Origin of the sequence: Rickettsiales endosymbiont of Peranema trichophorum (assembly GCF_004210275.1) — a bacterium.
Classification (GTDB): Bacteria; Pseudomonadota; Alphaproteobacteria; order Rickettsiales; family Midichloriaceae; genus RICK02.
Genome location: NZ_SCFA01000054.1, coordinates 12,613 through 33,128, shown reverse-complemented (window position 1 = coordinate 33,128; position 20,516 = coordinate 12,613). Strand labels below are relative to the sequence as shown.

Annotated in this window: 17 protein-coding genes; 12 read left to right on the top strand and 5 right to left on the bottom strand. The window is 40.7% G+C overall.

The window, feature by feature from the left end:
• The first annotated feature begins 8 nt into the window (after positions 1-8).
• The gene (gene der, locus EDM53_RS02825) at positions 9-1,385 is read left to right on the top strand and encodes a ribosome biogenesis GTPase Der (RefSeq protein WP_130122176.1); all 1,377 of its coding nucleotides are present in this window, start codon (positions 9-11) and stop codon (positions 1,383-1,385) included.
• Between the two features lie 689 nt (positions 1,386-2,074).
• On the opposite strand, the gene EDM53_RS02820 is transcribed toward der, so the two are convergent.
• A complete protein-coding gene (locus EDM53_RS02820) occupies positions 2,075-2,350 on the bottom strand; it encodes an HU family DNA-binding protein (RefSeq protein WP_130122175.1) in 276 nt (91 codons plus the stop codon).
• Positions 2,351-2,624: 274 nt separating this feature from the next.
• Between EDM53_RS02820 and EDM53_RS02815 the strand changes: the two genes are divergently transcribed.
• Positions 2,625-3,836: an amino acid permease gene (locus EDM53_RS02815; protein ID WP_130122174.1), complete on the top strand. Its 1,212-nt coding sequence runs from the start codon at positions 2,625-2,627 to the stop codon at positions 3,834-3,836.
• Between the two features lie 3 nt (positions 3,837-3,839).
• Positions 3,840-5,786 (top strand): DNA mismatch repair endonuclease MutL, encoded by a 1,947-nt coding sequence (gene mutL / locus EDM53_RS02810; protein ID WP_130122173.1) that lies wholly within the window; start codon positions 3,840-3,842, stop codon positions 5,784-5,786.
• Between the two features lie 97 nt (positions 5,787-5,883).
• Here mutL and EDM53_RS02805 read toward each other — a convergent pair whose 3' ends face one another.
• Positions 5,884-6,423, bottom strand: a complete 540-nt coding sequence (locus EDM53_RS02805) for a hypothetical protein (protein ID WP_130122172.1) — start codon at positions 6,421-6,423, stop codon at positions 5,884-5,886.
• Between the two features lie 214 nt (positions 6,424-6,637).
• Between EDM53_RS02805 and EDM53_RS02800 the strand changes: the two genes are divergently transcribed.
• The 6 genes from EDM53_RS02800 to trxA all read left to right on the top strand — a co-directional run bounded on the left by EDM53_RS02800 (position 6,638) and on the right by trxA (position 14,587).
• Positions 6,638-8,035 (top strand): hypothetical protein, encoded by a 1,398-nt coding sequence (locus tag EDM53_RS02800; protein ID WP_130122171.1) that lies wholly within the window; start codon positions 6,638-6,640, stop codon positions 8,033-8,035.
• Entirely contained in the window at positions 7,974-8,825 is an 852-nt protein-coding gene (locus EDM53_RS02795) for an outer membrane protein (RefSeq protein WP_130122170.1), read from the top strand. The genes EDM53_RS02800 and EDM53_RS02795 overlap by 62 nt, the downstream gene beginning before the upstream one ends.
• 336 nt (positions 8,826-9,161) lie before the next feature.
• Positions 9,162-11,270: an Rne/Rng family ribonuclease gene (locus EDM53_RS02790; protein WP_130122169.1), complete on the top strand. Its 2,109-nt coding sequence runs from the start codon at positions 9,162-9,164 to the stop codon at positions 11,268-11,270.
• 185 nt (positions 11,271-11,455) lie between these two features.
• The gene (locus tag EDM53_RS02785) at positions 11,456-13,204 is read left to right on the top strand and encodes an ABC transporter ATP-binding protein (protein ID WP_130122168.1); all 1,749 of its coding nucleotides are present in this window, start codon (positions 11,456-11,458) and stop codon (positions 13,202-13,204) included.
• An 81-nt stretch (positions 13,205-13,285) separates the two neighbouring features.
• On the top strand, positions 13,286-14,182 hold the full coding sequence (locus EDM53_RS02780; RefSeq protein ID WP_130122167.1) for an outer membrane protein: 897 nt from the start codon (positions 13,286-13,288) through the stop codon (positions 14,180-14,182).
• A 69-nt stretch (positions 14,183-14,251) separates the two neighbouring features.
• Positions 14,252-14,587: a thioredoxin gene (trxA, locus tag EDM53_RS02775; RefSeq protein ID WP_130122166.1), complete on the top strand. Its 336-nt coding sequence runs from the start codon at positions 14,252-14,254 to the stop codon at positions 14,585-14,587.
• An 89-nt stretch (positions 14,588-14,676) separates the two neighbouring features.
• On the opposite strand, the gene tolB is transcribed toward trxA, so the two are convergent.
• A complete protein-coding gene (tolB, locus tag EDM53_RS02770; RefSeq protein ID WP_207215447.1) occupies positions 14,677-15,993 on the bottom strand; it encodes a Tol-Pal system beta propeller repeat protein TolB in 1,317 nt (438 codons plus the stop codon).
• Between the two features lie 97 nt (positions 15,994-16,090).
• A complete protein-coding gene (pal, locus tag EDM53_RS02765; RefSeq protein ID WP_130122164.1) occupies positions 16,091-16,549 on the bottom strand; it encodes a peptidoglycan-associated lipoprotein Pal in 459 nt (152 codons plus the stop codon).
• Positions 16,550-16,778: 229 nt separating this feature from the next.
• Between pal and EDM53_RS02760 the strand changes: the two genes are divergently transcribed.
• From EDM53_RS02760 to EDM53_RS02750, 3 genes are all read left to right on the top strand, one after another.
• Positions 16,779-17,510 (top strand): lysophospholipid acyltransferase family protein, encoded by a 732-nt coding sequence (locus EDM53_RS02760; protein ID WP_130122163.1) that lies wholly within the window; start codon positions 16,779-16,781, stop codon positions 17,508-17,510.
• A gap of 36 nt (positions 17,511-17,546) precedes the next feature.
• Entirely contained in the window at positions 17,547-18,290 is a 744-nt protein-coding gene (locus EDM53_RS02755; protein ID WP_165379585.1) for an AsmA family protein, read from the top strand.
• Positions 18,291-18,399: 109 nt separating this feature from the next.
• Positions 18,400-19,149, top strand: a complete 750-nt coding sequence (locus EDM53_RS02750; protein ID WP_130122161.1) for a transglycosylase SLT domain-containing protein — start codon at positions 18,400-18,402, stop codon at positions 19,147-19,149.
• 638 nt (positions 19,150-19,787) lie between these two features.
• Here EDM53_RS02750 and EDM53_RS06565 read toward each other — a convergent pair.
• A complete protein-coding gene (locus EDM53_RS06565) occupies positions 19,788-20,315 on the bottom strand; it encodes a DUF805 domain-containing protein (RefSeq protein ID WP_207215443.1) in 528 nt (175 codons plus the stop codon).
• Between the last annotated feature and the right edge of the window lie 201 nt (positions 20,316-20,516).

Below are 20,516 nucleotides of genomic sequence, written 5' to 3'. Positions count from 1 at the left end.
TGTGTTAGATGAAACGTATTGTAATAGCAGGAAGACCGAATGTGGGCAAATCGTCTCTGTTTAACAGACTGGTGGGCCGTAAAGTTGCGATAGTAGATGATCATGCTGGTGTCACCAGAGATCATGTGGAGTCAACACTACATTTGGAGGACTCCTGCTACGTCTCCTTGGTCGATACGGCTGGGTTTCAAAACAACGTAACTACCACTGCCTCTGGGCTTGAAAGTATCATCACACGGAACCTACTCAATCTGATCAATACAGCAGATTTAATACTATTCACTATAGATGCTAGAAGCGCATTAACATCTGATGATTTGGACATCGCAACGATGCTCAGAAAGTCTGGTAAAAAGGTGATCGTTATAGTCAACAAATCAGAAGGTAAACACCACATCAACATCAATGATATTTGCGGTTTTGGATTTGAGGCTCGAATATTTGTATCTGCAGCCCATGGAATTGGAATTCATGAAATACGTGCTGCGATCTTCAATCACGTCTCATGGCTCACTGTCCCCCAGGAAGATGTGGAGTCTCCTGGCATAACAAGTGACACAAGAAGCATCAGTCTCTCTATAATTGGCAGGCCTAATGTTGGTAAATCAACGCTGTTCAACAACATGGTAGGATTTGAGAGAGTGATTACGTCAAACATACCAGGTACGACAAGAGATTCGATCGCTTACACATTCACATACAAAGATACTCTAATCAAATTGGTAGATACTGCAGGAATTAGAAAAAGGACGAACATACAAGACAGTATTGAAGAACTCTCGGTCACAGAGAGTATTAATGCGATCAAGAGAAGCGATGTAATACTCCTTGTTGTCTCTGCGGAACAACCAATGGAAAAGCAAGACCTCACAATTGCAAAAACCGCTATAGATTATGGCAAACCCCTTATTTTAGTGTTTAACAAAATTGATTTGGTCAATGATTACAAAGAATTTGAAGCAGAGATGAAATATTTGACTTCCAAAACCTTATCTGATGTTGATGGACTTAAAATATCCTACATTTCAGCTTTAAAGAAGAAAGAGGACATTAAGCGTATCTTAGACGACGTTGTTCATACCTACAGGCTATGGAACACTAAGATAGGTACACATAAGCTCAACAAATGGTTGGCTCAAAGCACTGCGAATCATATTCCTCCTATTTCACGTCACGGTAGACGGCTAAAATTCAAGTATATCACTCAAATCAAAACACGCCCGCCCACTTTTAATCTGTTTTGTAATATAGTCGAAGATATTCCAGGTTCATACATTAGATATCTTAAAAACACATTAAGGGAGAAGTTTAGTTTATACGGAGTGCCGATACAGCTTCATCTTATCAAAAGTTTCAATCCATATCACAAGAAAACTCATTCTTAGAGCCTGCCCGCAAATTAATTAGAATGAAAAGAATTCGGGCAAAAGTTGTCTGTTAAGTTGTTGTCAAAGGCAGATGGATTCCCGCTTTTGCCATAACTGTCCGAAGTTGTGATAACTGAAAAGAAGTAATACCAAGTTTCAGATTAAATCAGCCAAATGGATTTGAGGATCAGGCTGCGTAAGCGTATTGAAATAGGTGCGCAGAGCCGAGTTTCACAAAATCCGTTTTGAATCATCTAAAAATGAGAATTGGTATAATTCATGACGATGCTCGCGCTCTAGTCCTTTCTGCATATGCTGATAGTGTGCTGCGGTTGTGTGGCGTCATTGTGAACGATTGCACGTATCTGTAGGTTATGTACCGGGATGCCTTGAGACACTAAATACGTTCTGGTAGCAGTAGACAACTTTATAGCCAAAAAAGCAGAGCACTGCTGGCACTGTCGCCCTGGGGCTGAGTATAGCGAGCTTGTTATCACTAGCTTCTGCTGTGGACCGATTTCAGATACTTCCTTGTTGAAGGTGCGAAAGGCAGAGGAATCAGGTGCAAAAATTTGAAAACACCCGTCTGATGAAAAACAAAGAGCCGGAAGAAAAAAAAAGAAAGATGAGAAAAGAACTTTCAGAAACACTTAGGTAAATACAAAAAAGGCCCGAAACCGAGCCCTTCATTGAATGCGAAGTTTTTGCTAAGAATTGACTACTTTTTTCAGATCCTTACCAGCAATGAATTTTGGTCTCTTGCAAGCAGGTACCTTGATTTTTTGTCCATTCTGCGGATTGCGTACTTCTTTAGCTGGTACGCTAACTACTTTAAAAGTACCAAAACCAACAAGTCTTAGTTCTTGTCCCTTTTTTAAAACTTTTTTGACAACTTTCAGTAGTGCATCTAGTGCTCTAGAAGCTTCTGCCTTTGTAGATTTCATTTCATCAGCAATAGCAGCTACAAATTCTGATTTGTTCACTTTAATCCTCTTTTTAGACGTTGATCAAAATCACAATTTCACCCTATTGCATGGAATGCTTCCTTGCAAGAGGTTTTTTGCATATCACAAAAAATTTTCCTTTTGGGAACCAGGTGTTACTATGGATTTTGTGAGATATGACGCCTATGAAGTCTGTAAAATCTGGCGCATAGCTATAAATTAATTGTAGAAAGCCTATATCGTCTGTGATAGAAGAGAAAACGTGATTGGATAAATAATAAAACAATACTTTAATCTAAAAAAGTTTAGTAATATGCGTAGACACATCGGTCCTGTCTCTTTGGTTGCATCTACCGCAATAGGGGTGGGTATGCTTGCGCTGCCTCTGATGCTTGCAAAGCTGGGTGTGATTTTAAGTGTATTGCTGATGTTTGGAACATGGCTTCTGATATATTACAGCGTACTAATGAATGTTGAGTTAAATCTCCAAATAGGCCAGGCTCTTTCAATCGGTGACCTATCGGCAAGATTTGCCGGTCCGATGGCAAAATTCATCGGTGTAGTGAGTTTGAAGCTACTATCATACGTATTACTTGCAGTGTACATATACGGAGCTACTTCAATCATTGTAGAGCTTCTTGTGGATGTTGCTGGTGTAAAATACAGTTTCGACAGTATTGCTTCGTTATACGTGAGCATCGTTGCTGCAATCTTGGCAATATCGATAAGATTAGTGGATTATGTCAATAGGCTTCTTTTTGTCGGACTACTGTCTTCCATAGCTTTGCTTTTGGCCGTATTGATTTTTAAGATAGACTGGAGTCATCTTCCACTTTATGAGCATACGTCAAGTGATATTGCGGTATGGCGCATGTCAATTCCACTCGTTTTTACCGCGTTTGGATTTCAGCCTATTATTCATACCGTTGTGGATTATTGTAAAGGGGACTCTGCTTTGTTAAAGCGAGTGTTCTTTTACGGGACCATAATTCCAGCATTGGTATATGGCATTTGGGTTTGCACGGTCCTAACAGCAATATGTCAGTATGATAGTACTTTCTATCAGCGGATGATAGAAGGTAGAGTTGAAGTCGGAGACATGATCAGTGCTTTAAGCCAAACATACGGTGGGGAGATCATGAGAATAATGTGGTGGGTAATATCAATTTTAGCGATCATAACATCTATGATAGGGGTTGGCATAGGTATGATTGATGCTATAAACCACAAACTACATAAATATGTAAAAAGCTACCAAGTTTGTAGGCTATTGTCCTTGGTGGTGACAGTCCTACCACCATATTTTGTGGCTCTTGTTACACCAAATGCGTTCATCGTGCTTTTAAGGTTTGCAGGTGTGATATCAGTGGTAATAGGTGTACTGTTACCTGTATACCTTGTATACCGTGCACGAATTAAGAATTTCGTGTATCAAGAACTTCAGTATCAACTGGTTTGGTTGATAGTCGGCGTGTGTGGTTGGGGAATAGTGGTATGCGAGGTGATAAATTTATTAGGTGTATAGGTTATGAGAATCAAAAGGCTATCAGACAGTACCATTAACAAGATCGCGGCTGGCGAAGTGATCGAGCGCCCAATGTCTGTTGTGAAAGAGCTGGTTGAGAACTCCATAGACGCTCAAGCCCACAATATTATCGTATCTATACAAAGAGGCGGTAGAAATGCAATAGTGGTAAGTGACGACGGAATAGGAATATGCAAAGACGATCTGGCCGTCGCTATAGAAAGGCATGCTACATCCAAGCTATTGGAAGAAGATATATCCCAAATCGCATACAATGGCTTCAGGGGTGAAGCGTTGCCCTCAATAGGTGCTGTTGGACAACTTAAGATCGTTAGCAAGAGCCGAGATGAAGATGAAGCATGGGAGATTGAGGTGTATGACGGTGAGAACAGCAGAATGAAGCCTGCCAGCCATAGGCAAGGGACCACTGTTGAGGTTTGTAATCTGTTTTGTTTCACTCCAAATAGATTAAAATTTCTCAAAGGGGAAGTTCAAGAGGTCAGTGCCTGTACGTCACTGATAGAGCGTTTTGCAATTGTTCACCCTCATATTGCATTTAAACTCGTATCTGACGGAAAGACTGTGTTGGATTACAAATGTATACAAGGTGAAGCCAATGATGAGAGAATCAAAGACGTATTAGGTGATGATTTTATAAAAAATTCCATACCTGTGGATGCTGTTCACAAAAATATGGCAGTCAGAGGTTATGTGTCTCTGCCAACTTATTCGAGAGGCGTTTCCACCAATTTTTATACCTATGTCAATAGCAGAATAGTCAAGGATAAGGTATTATCAACAGCGATAAGGGTTGCTTATCAGGGGCTATTGCCTAGGGATAGGTTTCCTGTAGTTGTGCTCTTTATAGATATTGAGCCACAAATGGTAGACGTGAACGTCCATCCGACAAAAGCTGAAGTGAGGTTTAGGGACGAGTCTTCTGCTCGTGGTTTAATAATCTCCTCTATAAGAAAAGCTATTGCAGCAAATAATACCGTACATTCAACGACCGTGGCTGATGCTTCCAAAGTGTCGCTTTCTAGAAATTTAGAGTTGTCAGGACAGTCTGAAGCGATCAAAAGGAAGGAGCTGGAGGGTGAGACCCACGGCACGTACAACAGATTTGTTGGAATTCCAAGAGATGAAGAACGAAATCGGACATGGAATAGCAACGCTGTTTCTCCATCAAGTGATAACAAAGATTATCGTGTGAACAAAGGAGTCGTGCTGTCTGATAGAAAGGAGATGCACAAAAGTTCTGATAGAGTAGAGCCAGTACCTATTGAAGATAATGTCGTTGTTGAGCGAAATGCACATGCTGTCCAAAAGCAGAAGGCTTTTGATGTTCACTATCCTTTGGGATACGCCAAATGCCAGATTGGGAATTTGTATATTATAGCGGAGAGTGAAGATGGCATGGTGATTTTGGATCAACATGCAGCCCATGAAAGGTTAGTGTTGGAGGGTATTAAAGAGCAAATAATCGAGGGCAAGTACATCAAGTCTCAGCATCTGTTAATTCCAGAAGTATTGGAGTTGGGTGCGCGTGGTACCAATGATATCCTGGGACTAGCAAATGTGCTAAGCCGATTTGGCATCTTGATCGAAAGGAATGGTATATCACAGATTGTGATCACAGCCGTGCCGCTGACTTTTGGGGAACTTGATATCAAAGGATTTCTTACGGATTTCTCGTCACAGGTGATGTCGGACTATGAGGGTGGAAGTGTCGATCCGGAGACATTCATACACGAAAAATTGAACGAGATATGTAGTAAGATTGCTTGTTATTCAAGTGTGAGAGCCGGAAGGAAATTAAGTGTCGAAGAGATGAACGCTATGTTGAGGGAAGTGGAAAAAACAGGATTTGGTGCGCAATGTAATCACGGTAGGCCTACTTTTACTAAGCTTTCTCTAGATGATTTAAAGAAGGTGTTTGAACGAGTATAAGGGGAGTTCCTTGGTTATCGTTAAAAATAGGGTGGAAAGCGTGAAAAAAGCAGTAACATAATGATTCTTAGCACAACAAAGAAATGCACGCAGGGCTCTAGTTTAGATAGCCCTGTAAGGATTTTTTGAAAGACTGAAACGTCTCCGTCGCCTTGTCGGTGACCTCCGCGGAGATGACATCAAACCGTTCCTTGTAGTCGTTCCTAAGTGCCATGATTGCTTTGTGATAGGGTTTTAGGCTACCTTTAATCATCCTGAACTGTTGATGTTGTAATTGAAGAAGATTTTTGGCCTGTGGAGTCTGTAAAAGTGCATGCCTAAAGGCACTCACTGTTCTTGCAGCATACAACAAGAAAAATGGGTTGGTGAGCATGCTATAGCCACCGCTCTCTGCATGCTCTTGATCGTTAAAAGTGTTGTGCAAAAGAGCGTAAAGCAAAAATGATCGAGTCAAGTATTTGGACGGTATGGGCATCATGCTGTTTTGTCGCGACTGGTAACGGGCGCGAGCAGTGTGCGGAGCAGCGTCATGGGCTTGGAATGTGTCAGATTCACTGGGTTGCGCTGTGGCTAGACACTGCATCGGCACAAAGCTTGAGAACAGAACAAGGAAAAGAACTGCCACAAATTTACTCATACAGCTACTAATATTTGTTAAACAGCCCATTTATACTCCTGATACTTGCTTTGTACAGAATATTTTATAGGCATTGTAAATAAAGAAGAATTTGGCGATTAATCATCAAAATGTATGTAATAAAATTAATATTGACATATTCTCAATAACAATCTTGACTATAAAGTATAACTAGCAAATTTATGCTGATAAACAGTTTAAGGGGGAGGTGATAATGACGTGTGATCCTTTTGCAAGGCAAGATGTATCAGATGCGATAGGAGAGTATGTACTCAAGAGTATAGAAAAAAAGAACCCAGGTATGGATCTGGGAAATCTTGATACGGTGATACGTACTGTGGATGATGATATGAAGGCAGGTGGTCCAATTGTAACGATGTTAAGTAACCCATTAAAGGCTTGTGGACTTAATATCGACGCATCAAATGCAGCGACCTATGCACAGACGGTATGTGATGCTGGCACTTTCAACACTAAGTTGCAAACGACATGTTCGGCTACTGGGTTATCTGCAGCTAGTGCAGAAGATTACGCTAAGAAAGTGTGTGCGGTAAAGAACTTCGATGATGTAGGTGTTAAGTGTACACCTAAAGCGTTAAATGCATTAGCTGATGCAGCTAATGCAGCGACCTATGCGCAGACGGTATGTGATGTTAGCGCTTTTAACGCTGATTTGCAAAGAACGTGTGGGGGCACTGCGTTTTCTAGCGCTAATCTAGCAGATTATGCTACAAAGGTATGTCTTGCTAGTGGACTGAACGCAGCATTGAAGGTTTGCAGCAAACCGCCTCTGGATGTGAATAACGTTGGTCAATACGGCCAAGCCTTGTGTGCTAGCAGTCCAATCATACCGCCGGTGGTAGCGCCGGTGGTAGCTCCGGTGTTAAATGGGATTGTATCAAATTGTGGGTTGTCTCAACTTGATTCAAACACAGAATCGAATCACGGTGATTCTTTGTGTACATTAAAGCTTTTCAACGACGAACTGGTAAAGTGCAATTTGGATCCTATCTCTCAAAACAACCATCTAATAAATAGCGCGCTATTATGTGATGCAAACAGGTTTAATTATGCCTTGGGAACGCTAAGTGACTATAAGTTGGGACAAATATCGTTTTTCCCAAATCTGCCACATCCTGGACCGGAAATCGCCGCCAATATGGTTTCTATACAACACCAAATGATTAACGTTCAGGTTTGTAAGGGTTCCCAAAGAAGGGTGCTGGATGGTTGTGCTGACCCAAGGAATACAAAAATAGACCCTGCAAAGTGTTGTGATGATCTAAAGAATACAAAAATAGACTCCACAAAGCTTTCGATCTTAAGTCCAGATGACGCAGGACAATTATATTATCATTTATTTACTGCGTCTGCAAAGCTATGTTATATCGGCAAAATGCAAGAGGTAGGAGGTCAAGGTGCGAGGACTAGAGATGCTTGTGATTTGGATCCATATACACAAAACTTATGTAAGGAGATTTGTAAGGTGTTTGACCAGATTGTACCTGATGATGAGATGGGTATAGTATCGGAATTTTGGGGTGAATGGCATGAATGTCAGCCGCAGTATGGCCGTAAATGTGGGAGTGGTGACGCTTTCTGGAGTGAGTAAGACAACAACAATAATGAAAGGTGATGTGATGATGAAAAGTATTATCAATAAGGCAGTGATGATCGGTATTGTGTCTTCTCTGTCGTCTGGCGCATATGCTAATGAAAGAATATCTAAGTGGTACGTGAGGGGGGATGTGGGTGTGGCTATGCCAAACAAGTTAAGTAGATTTCAAATCCCTGGTGAAAATTGTGCCCCCATAACCATGTACGATACAAAGGTCCCAAGTACCGCAATGTTTGATGCTGCAGTTGGATACAACTATAATGATTATCTGAGAAGCGATATCATGTTGTTGAGGCTTGATAGGTTAAAGGTTTCAAAGACCAGGGAAGACAGCAATAGTACTTGTAGGTTGAGGCATGGAGATAGTCAAAGCATATACAGTACTGCCATGATGATGAATGGTTATGTAGACTTCAAAAGACATGAAAGGTTTATACCCTATATCACTGCTGGTATTGGTGTAGTCTACAACAAAAGCGATACATATAGTGTCAGAGTATTGGATGGCAGCGGAAACATTACTTCAAGAACAGATATCAAAGGAAATGGAAAGTTTGCTTTAGCATGGAGTATTGGAGCTGGTATCACCTACAAAATTTGCGACAATAAAACCATAGACTTTGCTTACAGATATTTTGATCTACATAAGGTCCAAAATTCCAAGGAAGCACTAATAAATGGGAGAAATAGATTGATACCAGGCGCTGGTACTGTCGTCGCGCCGCATACAAGCCTTAGAGCACACACATTTACTGTTGGTATTAGGCATTATTTTTCCTCATAGAACCACAGGGTATTACGTGCAGTGGCGAGATGAACATGATAATGCTCAACAATAGTATATCCTAAATAGCTGGTGCATGGTAGTCAGAGAAAGCTAGAACGGTACTACCATCATCCGTACCCTGAGCCCCAGTTCAAAGCATAGTCAATGATATGATGCTAAAACATATTGACTAAGTGAACAATATACTATTAAATACGTCCATCAGTGTTAAGTTCGTCTACTTTTGTCAAGTTATATAGACTAGACGGAACTTCTAGAAATACAGAGAGCAATTGAACGCTCTTTCTGTCCGTTCTGACGATCAAAGAACTATGCTAAGAGGATGTAAAATCGATGTCAAAGTTAATGTTAATAGATGCTGCACACGCCGAGGAGACCAGGGTAGTAGTACTAAATAATAAAGTTATTGAAGAATTTGAGTACCAAAATACTTACAAAAAGTCCATTAAGGGCAATATTTATTTAGCAAAGGTTATGAGGGTAGAACCTGCTTTGCAAGCTGCCTTTGTAGACTATGGCGGTGATAAACTTGGTTTCTTACCTTTCTCAGAGATAGAACCTTCATATTATCATATCCCTACTGCGGATAAGGAGGTGCTGCTTCGTTCGCTGATCAGTAGTGAGCAAAGTAAGGACATCGTGCTTAGCAGCGATCAAAAAATGGAGGAGTTTGAAATTGACGAAGATGAAAAGGATAACGAGGAGATAGTTGTCCCAAATGACATGGCCTCCACTGCATCTGAAGGAGAGGATGGCTTGGAAGGTCCTTTGTTTGAAAAGAGTCCTGGCGACGATACTATGTCAGAGAAAATACAGGACGAGGTGCTTTATTCTAAGCCCGACTTTTACAAGAATTATAAGATACAAGAAGTTATTAAAAAGGATCAAATAATGCTTGTACAAGTCACAAAGGAAGAAAGAGGAAATAAAGGAGCCTCCGTGACTACGTACATAGGTCTGGCTGGTCGTTATTGCGTACTGATGCCAAATTCCTTTGGTGCAAGCGGAGTGTCCCGCAAGTTGCTGGATGCTGGAGAACGTCAAAGATTAAAATTGATCGCAGAAGAGCTAAGCAATAAGGCTGGGAAGGTAGCTAGCATAATAATAAGAACTGCCGGTTCTTATAAAACTCGAGCAGAGATTAAGCGTGATTTTAACTATCTGACTAGACTGTGGAACAACATTAGGGAGCATACTCTTGCGTCTAGCGCACCTACATTCATTCATGAGGAAGGAGATGTAGTAAAGAAGTCGATACGTGACATCTATTCAAGCGACATAGAGCAGATCCTCGTCTCTGGGGAAGAAGCTTATAAAAGTGTCAAGCAGTTCATGGAATCCTTGTTGCCAACACATGTCAGTAAAATTAAGCCTTATAAGGGTAGGCCTCCGCTGTTTGTGAAGTATGAGGTGGAAAAGCAACTCAGCGCGCTGTACGACAATGTTGTCACCCTAAAGTCCGGCGGTTACCTCGTCATTAACCACACCGAGGCCCTGGTGGCGATAGATGTTAACTCCGGAAGAGCAGTGACGGAAAGAGATATAGAAGGTACTGCCTTAAAGACAAACCTAGAAGCTGTATCTGAAATCGCCAGACAACTGAAGTTAAGGGATTTAAGCGGTCTGATAGTCATAGACTTTATAGACATGGATGGTTTGAAAAACAAGAAAACTGTCGAAAGAGCTTTCATGAAGGCTGTAAGCGATGACAGAGCTAAGGTTCAAATAGGCAGAATAGGAATGTTTGGGTTGATGGAAATGACCAGGCAAAGGTTGCGAACCAGTTTCATGGAATCTAATACCCAAATATGTACAAGTTGTAACGGTAGAGGAAGAATCAGGCCAGTTGAGGCTACCGCAGTCGCTGTCTTTAGAGCTTTAGATGCCGAAGTTAGCGCAGAATCTTCTAAGGAAGTGAAGGTCTCGGGCAGTAGCAAGTTGATATTGTACATACTGAACAACAAGAGAAATGAAATCATAAGATTAGAAAAGGCATCTAAGTCCAAGATTACCTTCTATATAGATGAGGAAGCAGGTGAAGATGGTTTCTTTTTGGAAGCAATTGATGAGAAGTCAGAGGATATTGTAGGCGCACCTACAGCACTCTCTGTAATTGATTCGGAGCCGTATGCCTTATCCCAGCAACAGAGCGATGCAAATGACTCTGGTTATCGTAAGAGATGGAAAGAGAAGAGCACACAAGAGCCTCCCAAAGAGACTCCAACTCCCGAAGAACCAGTAGAGCGTGGGGAGCGGGTCCGCCAAAGTAAACGCTATAAAAAAGGGCACAAGAACAAGAGGGCGCAAGATGTAGAGCAATCCCACTCGTCTCACGTACCATCAAACGCTGATGATGAAGACGGTTTTGAGGAAAACATGGCGACTAAGAGAGAGGAAAATTACTCACTGTTGAAAGAAATTTGGAGAAAGATTATAAAGTAGTCGACTATGCCTGTCACAAGGCATCACTAGGAAGTTGATGGGAGTATGCCTTGTTTCTTCTTCTGCCAGAATAGATGTGGTGTGACTTTATAACCGTTTGTGGTATCGTGTGTATCTCATTAACCCAGTATGACGATCAAGTGATGTGTTGAGCTATCGATGTTTTTGGCAATGATATTAAGTGTATGGATAGTATACTGTTACTAGTTCGTTTAGTGAAAGAGCATGTATCCTCCCAGAGGAAAGGGTTCATAATTGCGATTTGTTGTATGATCTTAATCGCAATGACGACCGCTATAAACGCATGGTTATTACAACCGATACTAGATGACATCTTTGTCAAAAAGAACGTTGGCTTGCTTTACGTCATACCCTGCGGGGTTATTTTGAACGCACTGATAAAAGGAATCGCTGCATTCTTTCAAACCGCCATTATGAAAAGAATAGGTCAAAAGATCGTGACCGATATTCAGCTGAGGTTGTATTCACACCTGATTTACGCAGATATGCATTTTTTAAATAAATTTCATTCAGGTAACCTGATTTCCAGGTTTACAAATGATATTAATGCAATGCGTAAGATCTTGTCGGATGCTGTTACCAGTATGACTATGGAGCTGCTAACTGTGATCGGTTTGATAGGCTTGATGTTTTATCAAAGTTATCATCTCGCATGTATAGTGATGTTGATGATACCGATTGCATTCTTTCCAATAATAAAGCTAAGCCGAAGAATGAGAAAGATAGCAAAAAACATACAAGAAGAATTGGGTATGTTTGTTGTGAGATTGGATGAAACATTTCAAAACTTCAGGATCATTAAGTCATACTGTCGTGAGGAATACGAGATATCAAGAGCAAGGCGTGGAATAAACAGGTTTCTTGAGTTGTATAGAAAAGCCTCGTACGTTGAGTCTGCCTCCTCTCCTATTATGGAATTTTTAGGGGGTGTAGCTGTGGCAGTAATAGTATGGTACGGGGGCATGGAAGTCATATCAGGACATACAACTCCAGGTGCTTTTTTTTCATTTATTGCGGCACTGTTGATGTTGTACAAGCCATTAAAGACGCTGTCACAGCTAAATACTTCTATGCAAGAAGGTTTATCAGCATCTAAGAGGTTATTTGCCATATTGGATCATTGTCCTGTGATTGAGGATGATCGTCTGCTACCAGATGTGGCGGTGAAGAGCTACGATGTAGAATTTCAAAATATTTTCTTCTCGTATGATGACGGTGTGAAAATACTTGATGGTCTAAATATGAAAATACCAGATGGTTCTACTGTAGCTTTAGTAGGTAGTTCTGGTGCAGGTAAGACGACGATTTTTAGCTTGTTGCAGAGACTATATAATCCAGATTATGGCACGGTTCACATAGGCGGATACGACATTAGTAAGATACGACTGAGCTCATTGAGGGGCGCTATGGGTTTAGTGAGTCAAGATGTTGCCCTATTTGACGACACGGTAAAGGAGAATATACGCTATGGTAGATTAAGCGCTACCGACGATGATGTGATGGAAGCGGCCATGATAGCAGCGGCCCATGATTTTATTACCGGTCTACCTGATGGGTATGATACTCACATTGGGCAGAGAGGGATCAAGCTATCGGGTGGGCAGAAACAGAGGATCGCAATAGCGAGAGCGATATTGAAAAATGCTCCGATTCTTTTAATGGATGAGGCGACTTCTGCATTGGATTCCATTTCTGAAAAGCAAGTTCAGATAGCGCTTGAGTACTTAAAGAAGGGTAGAACTACAATTACAATTGCACATCGACTATCAACTATTGAAAATGCCGATCTAATATACGTTATTTCAAACGGTAAAGTGTCGGAATTTGGTACGCATGAAGAGCTCATGGATAAAAAAGGTGAATACTTTGAGCTACATGCAAAGTATGAATCTAATGGAAGCGATGATTTGTGAAATACAGTAGATGTTCGTGTTGCAACCTCTGAAAAATCCAAATACCTTAAAATATGTTAATGTGCTTAAGGTGAGGTAACAATGAGAAAGTACTTGGCGGTTCTGTTATTAGTACCTTCGGTATCTATTGCTGAAGAATCGTTTTATGTCGTTGGTTCAGTAGGAGTGAGTAGCGAAAAAGTCAAAAGCAATTTGAGCGGTTCAGAAAACGTCACATTTCAAGGGTTGCACGTAGAGCCGAAGCCGAATTTGCCATCTGGCTATACAGCCGGTAACCGCCCTACTGATGACGGTTCAGCAACTTATGTTTTAAATACCGATGATTATTTGAGAAAAAGAATGATCTCAAATAATGCCACAATAGAAATTGGTGTTGGTAGGTATATCACCGAGAACGTCAGGGGGGAGATTGCTGTTGCTCATGTGCGAAGTAACGGTAGCAGATCGGTCAGTAGTTCGCTAAATGCTGCCGCTCCTATAGATCAAAGTTTTGGAACAGCTCAATATGACAATTCTGGACCGGTGTTTACAGCTTCATTGCCATGTAATGATACATATTGCGCTATTACACCACCAAATGGTTCTGCAAGTCACGTTTTAGGCTTCAAATCTACTGCTTTAAGCCTGATGTTGAACGGTTACTTTGACTTCAAACCATGGCGTTGTATGTCACCGTATGTAATGTTTGGTATAGGGTACGGTAACACCAGATATAAGGTCACAAGTAGTTACGATGCGGTAGAATTTGTGAAAAATCATGCTGTAGATGTTGGCTCGATCGCTACAGGCGTATCTAAGACAAAAAATGGTTTTATTCACCAGATAGGATTTGGTATCGATTTTGTAGTATCTGAAAGGATCAGGACCGGTATAGGTTACAGATATCGTGTATATCATGGAGTAAATGTTCAAGAGCTACATGGTATAAAAAAGAGCGGTGCACACGTTATTTTAGGAGAAGTGAGAGTGAAGATATAAAATTTTACTGGCACTAATTGCGATTAGTGTGTACCATGTCTATGGTCAAACTTAAATAGGTATAAAACAATGATAGGACACGTTACTGATGATGCTTTTGATCAGGTAGTTGGACAGTCGAAAGGATATGTCTTGGTACATTTCTGGGCTGCATGGTGTGTGCCATGTAGAGAGCTGTCTGAGGTTCTGGAAAAAGTAGACGAAAAGATGGCGCACAGGTTGCAAATCTTGAAAATTAACATGAGTACCGAAATGCAAATGGCTACTAAGCTTGGTGTAAGAGGTATGCCTACTATGGTGCTGTTTAAAGACGGGCAATACGTCAAGATGAAGCCAGGTGTGATGGATCAAAAAAGCGTAGAAGAGTGGTTAGAAGAAAGCATGGGCCCTGAGAAATCAGCCTGATCCTCAAATCCATTTCCCTGATTTAATCTGGGATTTGGTATGACAAAGGAGGAATGAAGGAGCGAGAAAGGCGGCTATATAAATGCGGATCATTGAAGAAGGTGAGACCACGCTGGATCGGAGGCGTCCTGGGGCGTTCTAATCAAGCGCTCGTGGTATCCCGTGATGTCAATAGCATAGAGATTGCTATGGCCGTCCATTCTTCGCCTTGTAAACATGATAACTCTTCCGTTAGGTGACCATGTTGGTCCCTCATCCAGCCAACTGGTCGTTAACAATCTTTCCCCACTTCCGTCAGTACGCATGATGCCTATGTAAAAAGCTTGAGCGTCAAACTTTGTAAAGGCAATGTAGTCTCCTCTAGGAGACCATACTGGTGTGGCATATACACCAGTGCCAAAGCTTATCCTCTTGACGTCAGACCCGTCCCTGTTCATAACGTACAACTGCCTACTACCACCTCTGTCCGAGTTGAACACGATGCGACTACCATCCGGAGAATAAGATGGTGAGGTGTTGATAATAGCACGATCATAAGTCAGTTGCGTCATAACACCGCTTCGTAAGTCAACCTGGTAAAGGTTGGTAGCCCCATGTTTTGCCACTGACATAACAGCATAATGCCCATCTGGAGAAAATCTTGGCGCAAACGACATTCCAGGGAAATGCCCTATAAGCTTTTGCACGCCAGTGTGTATATCTAGGGTATATACCTTTGGTACAAGATTTTGATATGACATGTATATAATTTTGTGATTTTTCATGTCAAATCTAGGGGTCAAGACAAGATACTTACCATTAGTTAAAAATTTGACATTTTCACCGTCTTGATCCATGACAGCAAGCCTTTTTACACGCTTTTTAGGAGGACCATCCTCAGATATAAACACTACCCTCGTGTCAAAATATCCAGTCTCTCCAGTTGTACGACTGTATATCTTGTCAGATATCTTATGTGCGATCCTTCTCCAGGCCTTGTAACTGGTTTGATACCTTGTGTCCTCTACCAGTACTTCACTAAAGACGTCCCACATCTTGAAATGTACGACGATGTTGTCATGCGAAACCTCCTCAACAACTCCTACTATTAAGGCCGTTGCATTGAGTTTCCTCCAATTTGCAAATACAGGAGTTTTGTCAAAACCAGTTTCCTCTAGAAAGGCGATTTTACTAACGCTTCTAAATAATCCAGAGTTTTGAAGGTTAGACGCTATAACCTCTGTAATTTGATGTCCCAGCTCCTTTGTTTTGTTGTTATTCCCAGTAAATGCATCTATAGCGATCGGAACAGGCTCAACGTTACCCTGAGTAATGTCGATCTGAACCAATGCAAAAGAGACAGAGCTTGCAATTACAGAATACAAAAATACCGCAGTGCAGGACAACTGTGCGAAGTAACGAACCATCAAAGGCATACCAAAAACACTTCCTTTGCTTTTATAAAGAAAAGAATCTCACCCCGATGAAGAGCAAGATTCTCGTATACAGATAAGGCAAAGACGCCTATTTAATGACTGTGACAGCTCTTCTGTTTTGTTTCCATGACTCTTCATCATGTCCAACAACAGCTGGTCTCTCCTTACCGTAACTAATAGGAGTCATCTTGCTAGGATCAGCGCCGATGCTGATCAAGTAGTTCATCGCTGAGTTCGCTCTGCGTTCGCCCAATGCCAAGTTATACTCACGGGTTCCACGCTCATCACAGTGTCCCTCAATAACAAACTTGAGATCTGGATGAGATTTCATAAACTCTGATTGGCGAGCTAACGTGTTTTTAGCTTCCGTAGATAATGTAGACTCATTCAAAGCAAAGAACACCCTATCTCCTATTTTGCCTTCTAACTCTTGGACTGAAGTGGCATCGGCAGTCTCAACAGTCTCTCCAGGTGTTTTGTGATGACTGCAACAGGCTGTAAAGAAAAGAAGCGCAAAAGCAGCAATTGTAGATTTTAAAACTTTCATGTCTACGAGGACCTCCTGACCTTTTATATGTTTTCAAATGGAAAATGAATAAAACACTACCATATTTATTTATACGCAGTGAATAAGGTTAATACTATTTAAGTAACATTATTGGCAATGTCGGTCAATTCATTTTAACGTTTTGTTACAAACATTTGTAAATTTACAAGAGTAGTTTGAATAATTGCTTCAACTGTTGTATACAAACTACTATGAGGTCATATCAAAATTGTCGTCGACAGTGATCGTAGTCAGATCAGCCCTCTTTTATGCTATCGCCGTGATATGGACTGCATTGCTTTTTTTTGCTGCATTGCCCATTTTTGTTACTTTCAACAGCAATATCATTAGTTATGTAGGCTTGCTATGGGCAAAAGTGATGCTGTTGATGTTAAAAGCATGCTGCGGTCTGAGCTATCAAGTAGAGGGGCTAGATACTGTACCAGATACACCTTTTATAATAGCTTGTAAGCATCAGTCCGCTTGGGAAACGATTTTTTTATCTTCATGTTTCAAAAACTCCAAGTTTATCTTAAAAAAAGAACTTACCTATATTCCTTTTTTTGGCTGGTACATCATCCTTGTAGGTATGATTTGGATCGATAGGAAGTCGGGAATACATTCTTTGAAAAGAATCGCAAGGGATGTGGCCACCGCATTAAACAAAAGCGACAACGTAGTAGTGATATTCCCCGAAGGTACAAGAACTAAACCACTGGAGAGTGTAGAGTATAAGTCTGGTATTTTGGCGATCCATAAGGTAAACCGCGAGATTCCAATTGTTCCAGTCGCTCTAAACTCTGGTGTGTTTTGGCCAAAAGGACTCTTGATCAAACCAGGAACTGTGACGATAAAGTTTCTAGAACCCATATCACATTCTACTGATCAACGCCAGCTCCTAAAACTCCTAAAAGAAAAGATTGACTTAGAAAGCAATTTGTTGGCACACTATATATCATAAATTATAACCGTACAAATATGCGCTATTATGTGTAAGATGACAAAATGCCTTGGTGTTTCTTTGGTAGTTGTAGGGCTAGTAACCGCAGTAGGTGTTTTCTCCTTTGGTTACGTTGCAAAGACTTTGGTCGTTCGAAAGGCAAACCAACTAATGCAAGTGCCAGTGACTCTAGATGACCTCAGCGTATCGTTCTTCAGTGGTGAGGTGAAGATAACAAATATAATCGTTCATAACCCTAAAACGTATAGTGCGCCACACTTCTTGGAAGCACCATCTATGCGTGTTGTATTGGAACCATTGTCGATCTTGACATCAAATCTAGAGATTAACTTGATAGAAATTGACTCATTAAAGATCAATTTAGAGCTTAATCAAAATGGTGGGAACTATATGGACATTATGCAAAATCTTCACGATAGTTCCAAGGTTGCTGATGATGATCATCATCATGATAATCACGTAGACCATCATGATGGACATGGGCAGTCGTCTCATCAACACCAGCACCAACATGCTACTAAGGAATGGAATGTTAGCGTTGGACTGCTCAAGCTTAACAATACAGCTGTTCACATGAAAGCTCCTGGTGCATTGGAGTTAGATGCAACTATACCAGAACTACACCTTAAAGATCTGAGGTCATCTGATACATCAAGCATGATGTATGCGATTTTCAATCAGTTATACCCTAGTTTTATAAAATCTAATATGGGACTAAAAATTAAAGTAGAGCAAACATTGGATAGTATTAAAAAGAAGCTCACTAATATTCTTAATTGATACACTTGGCTGCTTTACAGAATTCAGTGGGCTCAGTCAGTGAGTATAAGCAAGATCGTATCAATCTAGGTGAGCTTTAAGTAGGCTTTGATCACTTTAAATTTTTGCTATGCAGTTTGTCGATGACTTTATAATGCACTTAGGGTATACTGCCAGGAATTTAAAATCTTACAAAGTGAGTCAAGTTGTGTTAAACAGCCTAGTGTGTGCATTTTTTTTGGTCCTTGTTGCTAATACTGTGTTTGCAGAAGCAAGAGTAGTGGATGGAGAACAGTGTGTGAACGCAATTAGCAAATACGAAAAGGAATACGGTATACCCACTAACCTTCTTCGTTCAATAGCGATAGTAGAATCTGGTCAGTGGGACCGTACCACGAAGAAATGGTATCCGTGGCCTTGGACCGTCAATATAGATGGAATTTCCCACTTTTTTTCCAATAAGCGTGAAGCAGTTAACTTTATAAAAGAAAAGTTAAAAAGTGGAGTGAAAAATATAGATGTAGGCTGTAATCAGATTAGTATACGGCATCATGGTGAAAATTTTTCAAATATTGATCAAATAATTAATCCAAAACACAATTCCAGATATGCCGCACAGTTTTTGAAGTCCCATTTTCAAAGAACAAACGATTGGGCATCTGCAGTTGGTCGATATCACTCGTGTCGCTCCCAAAAAGCCAAGGTGTACATCAACAAAGTATTTGCTAGATGGCAAAGCATTGCCAAAGACCCCAAATACTCGACCTCACAGACTACGATTCCTTTGAAACATATTAACCATAATTCAGCCAAAGTCCAAAACGTGAAAAAATACGATCGTTATGCAGACGATATTATCGTTTTTGCGAGTCATATGTAGGGACTGTTTCCCAAGAGTGTTGGAAAGGTTGTTTTGCGATTAAGAGCCTATCGGCAAATGAATTGGAAAAAATTTGGGCAAAAGTGGTCTGTTAAGTTGTTAGCAAAGGTAAATGGAGCGGTTGTATGTGTTCCCCCGCAAGACAACGATACCAATCGGTTGTTATTGTGGTGCAACGTTCTCTTAAATACCGCACTAAACCATCCTCCCTTAGATTAGCACCGTCTTCATCCAATATCGTATCTCTCCAGTTCATTTTCTACATACCAGCGCCACTTTTGTCGCTTTTGTAAATAAATCTTTATTTTTGTCGCATGTTCGTTGATTGTTTATACAATTTTATTGTATAATGTACGTATTGATGATTAAAGGGGTATCATACCAAATCTCATTTTTAAATGATTCAAAACGGATTTTGTGAAACTCGGCTCTGCGCAGGTATTTCAATACGCTTACGCAGCCTCATCCTCAAATCCATTCGCCTGATTTAATCTGAAACTTGGTATAATTCATCAAAAAGACATGTACCAACAATGTGCTTTAGATAACTCTATAGGAGCTGATGGTATAGATGGACACATTTTTACTTGGGGCTCCGAATCTTGGGAATGGTGAATCTAGTTGATTATACCGCAGGATTACCCAATATAATGCGATAATGTTTTGATATGGAACACGAGCGAACCCACTAGGAATAGAAGGAAACAGAGTGCAATGGTCCCTATTATAAACGCTACTGCAATATTACTAGGCGGGGCTGGTTGTTCGCCAAATATATTCTGACCTTTTGTTCCTGGAGCAAGACAAAGTATCAAGCTGAAGATGATAACAACAAATGGAATCAAGGATAAAAGCAGCCAATATCCACTGTAACCTATATCATGTAACCTTGATATATGAAGCACGATTGAAGTGGTGAAATAGCGAATGAATGTCGCGGCGTATAATATACCAAAAAGCCATGATTGAGTTGTAAATAGACGGAGCCCATCTTGAGCATGACAACCGTCAGATAGACACATTACCACGCATAACGTAACGATCAATAGCGTGGACAACAACATTAATAGGGTGTTTAAGACGGTATTGATGATAAAACCAAAGCGATTAATTCTTGTTGATATTTTGAACGGAAACGTCGCAAAACTATAAAACTTATTTTTCATAAACATCTTGTATCATATGTATATAGCATATCATATATTTGACATTAATGATACACCACAGCTGTTGACGACAGAGCCGTGCCTCATATTTGTTCTGAGCTTAACCATGATAAGTGCTCTAAAAAGCTTAATTCATAGGATTGCAGCTAAGAATAGTTTGCGACACATTGTGCCCCATCATGACAAGGTACCACATCTTGC